Source organism: Mycobacterium sp., assembly GCF_032161845.1.
Classification (GTDB): Bacteria; Actinomycetota; Actinomycetes; order Mycobacteriales; family Mycobacteriaceae; genus Mycobacterium.
This window is the reverse complement of record NZ_JAVRQA010000071.1, coordinates 1-5,280: the sequence shown is the minus strand read 5'-3', so window position 1 is coordinate 5,280 and position 5,280 is coordinate 1. Positions and strand designations below refer to the sequence as shown.

Here is a 5,280-nt window from a genome sequence, read left to right as displayed (position 1 = left end):
GCCTTCGCCCTCACGCAGCAGCATGATCGCCCGCTAAACTCGACCGCCGTTCGGGCGATTAGCTCAGTCGGTTAGAGCGCTTCTCTGATAAGGAAGAGGTCCCAGGTTCGAGTCCTGGATCGCCCATCCCGCACAGGGAGTTCCACGGGGTCAGTGCGCTTCGCGTTCGAGTGGCGACTCGAACAGCGCGCACAGTCCGCGCACACCAGGTTCGCCCTCGGGTTCAGTGGTCCAGTCGACGCGGTCCTCGATCGCCGTTGAGCGCTACCCACACGCGGCGGCCGTTGGCTTCAACGGCGACGGCGTCGCCTCCCGGGTCCGGACGCGTCGTGTCACGCGACCCGCCGCCGGGGTCCATCCGCGCTAGTGGCGACCGCTCACTTGCCCACCGCCCCATCCCGGGCGCGCTCCAGATTCGCGGTCAACCGCCCGCGGACAGCACAGCGCCGACATCGACCGGGGCTCCACCGCCCGGCACATCAAGCATCCCGTCGCGGTGATGTGCGACGTCGGTGTAGACGCCGTCGACCGGCCCGCGGTGGAGGACGATCTCGCTGTCGACGAGGTCGATCATCCAGTACTCGGGCACGCCGGCTCGCGCGTACTCGTCCACCTTCTGGAGATCCCTCCGATGGGTGGTGTGCGTCACCTCGATCGCCAGCAGCGCCTCGCGATGGCGGATCGGCGGAACGGAGAACGGTGCCACGAACAGATCCGGCGACAGGAACCCGTCGTGGATGAAGAGCGCGTCTTGCACGAGGAGTTCGAGGTCGTCCGGCAGCACGCGCGACAGATGCCGAGTGAGCGTCGAGACGGTTCGGGAATGCCGCGGATTCGGAGAACCACGTCGAACAGAATCCCATCGACGAGTTCCATGCGACGGTCCTCGAGTAGGCCGCCCTCGACGAGCCCGTCGACCTGCTCGACGGTCAGGCGGTGGATGGGTGCGGCGGCCAAAGCCATCGGCTCTCGAAGGCTATCGCGACCGCGCACCGATCCCCTTGTGCCGCGGCTGGCGCCTCCGAACCCCATGCCTACTGGATGCGTAGCGAGCCGCGCGTGTCGCGTTGGCGTGCGGCCGGGGTGCACTCAGTGGCGCGCGCGTACCTACCCAGCGGAGCTTCGCTAACCCAACTCGTCACCTGCGGTCGTGCGCGACCTCACACACCGCTCTCTAATCCGGCGTTACGGTCACCGCATGACCGAGTGGTCGATTAGCGCTGATGCGCTGCGCCACGTCTGCCCGAACCTTACTGGCGCCGCTGCGGCAAAGATCGCCAAGGGTTTGGGGGAGGCCTTTGCGCGCTATGACATCAATACCCCGACGCGGGCCGCGATGGCGCTCGCGCAGTGGGCCCATGAGTGCGATCATTTCTGGACGAGTGAGGAGTACGCTTCCGGTGCCGCGTACGAAGGCCGCAAGGATCTTGGCAACACATATCCCGGCGACGGCAAGCGCTTCAAGGGCCGCGGCCGCATCCAGATCACGGGACGCACCAACTACGTCGCCATGGCCCAGGCGCTTGGCATCGATTGCGTCACGAAGCCACAACTTCTCTCACTGTCACCGTACAGTGAGCTCGCATCCGGGCAGTGGTGGACGGATCACGGTTGCAACAGCTTCTGTGATACGGACGACTTTGTTGGACTCACCCGCTGGATCCACGGCGGCACGAACGGCCTAGCCGAGCGCCAGCAACTCTTTCACCTGGCGAAGGCAGTTGCATCTGACCTCGTTCCGTGCGATCGCATGGCCGTCCTCACTCATTCCGAGCGTGAGCAGATCGTGATCCTCACCACCGAGCGTAGGAGCGCGTCGCGCAACGGCGGCTGGGAGAAGATCGATCCCTCGCATCTGGCGCGGGCCACGAAGGCAACGCAGTGGCTCATCCGGCGCGCTGTAGAGATCAGGAAGCTCGCCGAGGCCGAGCCGGCGGGATGGACCAAGGGCGACCGCACAGCACGCTACGCGTTTATCGAGAAGGCGATCGCAGGCTGATCGGCCGCCGGTTTCGCGCAAGTGCGACGGCGGCCAGCTGGAGCGTGCCCGCGGCCAGGGCGTGGAGCATTTCGCAGACCTCGGGACCAGAGCGGTGAAGGTGGCCGAAGGCCTCGTCGGCGGCACGGAGGGGGCGCAAACAACTCCGGGAAGATGGTCCTCAAGATCATCGCGCCAATGGCGGCACGGACCCGAGGCGTGGTGCGGAGTCCTCGTCGCCTAGGAGGTTTGGCGAAACGCTGCGGGCCAGTAAACACGGGGGTTTCTGCGGGGCTCACGGACGCTCGCACATCAGGAAGTTCCTCGAGGCTGCGCGAGCACAACGCGATGCTCGCCGTCTGCCTCGACGCCGTAACGGCGGCGCTGCACGTCGCGCATCCGCAGATGGGAACGGATGTGGCGATTGACGGCTCGGACCTCCCCGCCTATGCCAACGGGCAGCGGTTCCTCTCCCGCAACGGCCCGGAACGCAAGACCTCCTCGGGCCCGGACGCATCGTGGGGGCACCGCTCGGCCGTCTCGACGCGGAAGGGCGGCGGGTACTACGGCTACAAGGTCCACGCCGCGTCTGCGTCTTCACCGGCCTCCCGCTCGCGTGGACGGTCGAGACGGCGAGCGCCGCGGAAACCACGTTCGCGCTCGGGCTGCTCGACGCGACCCGCGAGCGCGGCTTCAAGGCTGCGACGGCGATCATGGACAAGGGCTGTGACAACGGCCCGATCCACGACGGCTGCAACGCCCGTGGCGTGTGTCCCGTGACGCCGCTTCGCTTGACGCCGGCCGTCAAGCGCAGCGATCACGCGCCGCGCGTCTGCGAGCATGGGGAGTGGAAATTCGCGGGAACCGACTACACGCGGCAGGCCACGAAATGGCGCTGCCCGACCGGCGAGTGCCAGCCGAAGTCGACATGGGTCAAGGCCGACCGCCTGCACCCGCTGATCCCGCGCCACACGAAACGGTCCAAGGCGCTCTACAGCAGCCGTGGGGCCGTCGAGCGCGAGTTCGGACGGCTCAAGCACGAATGGCCGGTGCTGCCGCTGCGCGTGCGCGGTATCGACCGCGTGCGGCTGCACGCCGATCTGACGATCCTCGCCAAGCTGGGCTGCGCGCTCTCGGCGTTCCGTCCGACCCTTGACGCATCATGCAACACTTAGAGGGGACGGACGCGGAGGAATCGCCTGCTGCCTTCACAGGCAGCACCCGCAATCATGCGGCGTCAGGCGACTCCGGTTCGTCCCTTCTTTGGAAGGCGGGGGGAGCCAGGTGTTCCGTGTCTACATCGACGAGGCCGGTGATCGAGGACACCACCCCGACTCCTCCGAGCACTTTGTCGTGTCGGCCGTCATCGTTCGCGATCAGGACGAGGCTGCGGCCCGCAACGCACTGGCCACGCTCAGAACCACGCTCGGTCGGCAGTCCGGGCACGTACTGCACTTCCGAAAGTTGACGCATGCGCGAAAGGTCAAGGCGTGCCAGGACGCGGCACGGTTTCCGATCGCCTGTATCACGAACGTCATCGTCTGCAAGACCAAGATCGCTGGCCAGATCCCGGGCGGCGGCTTCGCTTACATCAAGCAGGCTGACCCGATGTATCTATATGCCGTGCGGCTCCTACTCGAACGTATCTCCTGGTACGTGGACGAGAACGGGGGCGGGCCGGCCATCGTGACGTTCGCCCACCTCACACGATTCCCTGCGGTCAAGCTGCACAACTACCGACAGGCGCTCACGTACTCGCCGACGGAGATCCGCTGGAACGCCTTCCATGGTCACCAGTTCCGGATCAACCATCCGAACGCGATCGAACTCCTGCAACTGGCCGACAGCGCCGCATCGGCGCTCTTTCGAGCTGTCGAGCCGGACGACTACGGCAATGTGGAGGCCAGGTACCTCCGTGAGTTGGCTCCCAAGCTCTACCGTCGTGGGGCGGCCAAAGTGACCTCGTACGGTCTCAAGGTGTTCCCGACGCAAGAGTGCCAACCCGGCGGCTCGCTATTCTGGCTAAGGAAGCGTAGGTCAATAACCTGAAGGGAACGGGTTGGGTTATGTAGAACTACTCCGACGTGATGGATGAGCACGCGATCGGGGAGCGCTACCGGGCGATGGCGGGCGAGCTCAACGAGCGTCAGCGCCGCTTGTGGGCTGCGTCGGAGGCGCGGTCGCATGGTCGCGGCGGGCTCGCGGCGGTGGCTCGGGCGACCGGCATGTCGCCGGTGACGGTCGCCAAGGGGATGCGCGAGATCGATGCCGGGGAGGCGGTGGAGGCCGGTCGGGTGCGCAAGCGCGGCGGGGGTCGCAAGGCGCTCAGCGAGACCGACGCCGAATTGCTGGTCGTGTTGGAGCGCCTGGTCGCCGACGAGGCCCGCGGCGACCCGGAGTCGCCGCTGCGCTGGACGGCCAAGAGCGTTCGCGCGCTGGCCGGTGCGTTGCGTGAGGCGGGCCACGAGATTCACTTCACGTCGGTCGCCAAGTACCTGCGCGCACTGGGCTACAGCATGCAGGCCAACCGTAAGACCAAAGAGGGTTCAAAGCACCCCGACCGCGACGCCCAGTTTCGTCATATCAACGCCACGGTCGCGTCGGCGCTGGCACGAGGCGAGCCCGCGATCTCGGTCGACACCAAGAAGAAGGAACTCGTCGGCGACTTCAAGAACGGCGGGCGCGAATGGCGCCCCAAGGGCGACCCGGTCCCCGTACGCGTGCATGACTTCAAAGACGAGCAGCTGGGCAAGGTCAACCCCTACGGCGTCTATGACATCGCGCTCGACGAGGGCTGGGTCAGCGTCGGGATCGACGCCGACACCGCGCAATTCGCGGTCGCGTCGATCCGCAGTTGGTGGGAGCACCTCGGCCGCACCCGCTACCGCGCTGCCAAGACCCTGACGATCACCGCCGACTGCGGCGGCTCCAACGGCAACCGCACCCGCCTGTGGAAGACCGAGCTGCAGTGCTTGGCCGACGAGACCGGCCTGTCGATCTCGGTCTGCCACTTCCCGCCCGGCACGAGCAAGTGGAACAAGATCGAGCACAAGCTGTTCAGCTACATCGCCCGCAACTGGCGCGGCCAGCCCTTGGTCTCCCGCCAGGCCGTCGTGTCACTCATCGGGGCGACCACCTCGACCGCAGGACTCAAGGTCTACGCCCAGCTCGACGAGAACGCCTATCCCCGCGCAATCAAGGTTCCAGACGCCGAACTGGCAGCCGTCAACCTCACCCCCGACGCATTCCACGGCGAATGGAACTACACCATCAAACCCCAAGGTTGTTGATCTACGCCTCCT

Annotated in this window: 4 protein-coding genes, 1 tRNA gene and 1 pseudogene; 5 read left to right on the top strand and 1 reads right to left on the bottom strand. The window is 66.4% G+C overall.

All coding sequences use genetic code 11. The features are described from left to right. Nucleotides 1–52: 52 nt before the first annotated feature. Nucleotides 53–126: transfer RNA gene (locus tag QOD90_RS04355), tRNA-Ile, on the top strand. 295 nt (nucleotides 127–421) lie between these two features. On the opposite strand, the pseudogene QOD90_RS04350 reads toward QOD90_RS04355, so the two are convergent. Next, nucleotides 422–826 (bottom strand): annotated as a pseudogene (locus QOD90_RS04350) (Uma2 family endonuclease); the annotation flags it as partial. 372 nt (nucleotides 827–1,198) lie between these two features. Between QOD90_RS04350 and QOD90_RS04345 the strand changes: the two are divergent. The 4 genes from QOD90_RS04345 (at nucleotide 1,199) to QOD90_RS04330 (ending at nucleotide 5,268) form a co-directional block, all read left to right on the top strand. Next, nucleotides 1,199–1,999 (top strand): glycoside hydrolase family 19 protein, encoded by an 801-nt coding sequence (locus tag QOD90_RS04345; RefSeq protein ID WP_526347034.1) that lies wholly within the window; start codon nucleotides 1,199–1,201, stop codon nucleotides 1,997–1,999. A gap of 497 nt (nucleotides 2,000–2,496) precedes the next feature. Beyond that, nucleotides 2,497–3,153 carry a transposase gene (locus tag QOD90_RS04340; protein WP_526347032.1) on the top strand — a complete coding sequence of 219 codons (657 nt, stop codon included), beginning with the start codon at nucleotides 2,497–2,499 and terminating at the stop codon, nucleotides 3,151–3,153. A 109-nt stretch (nucleotides 3,154–3,262) separates the two neighbouring features. After that, nucleotides 3,263–4,027 carry a DUF3800 domain-containing protein gene (locus QOD90_RS04335; RefSeq protein WP_526347030.1) on the top strand — a complete coding sequence of 255 codons (765 nt, stop codon included), beginning with the start codon at nucleotides 3,263–3,265 and terminating at the stop codon, nucleotides 4,025–4,027. A gap of 38 nt (nucleotides 4,028–4,065) precedes the next feature. Then, nucleotides 4,066–5,268 (top strand): ISAzo13 family transposase, encoded by a 1,203-nt coding sequence (locus tag QOD90_RS04330; protein WP_526347028.1) that lies wholly within the window; start codon nucleotides 4,066–4,068, stop codon nucleotides 5,266–5,268. Nucleotides 5,269–5,280 lie beyond the last annotated feature (12 nt).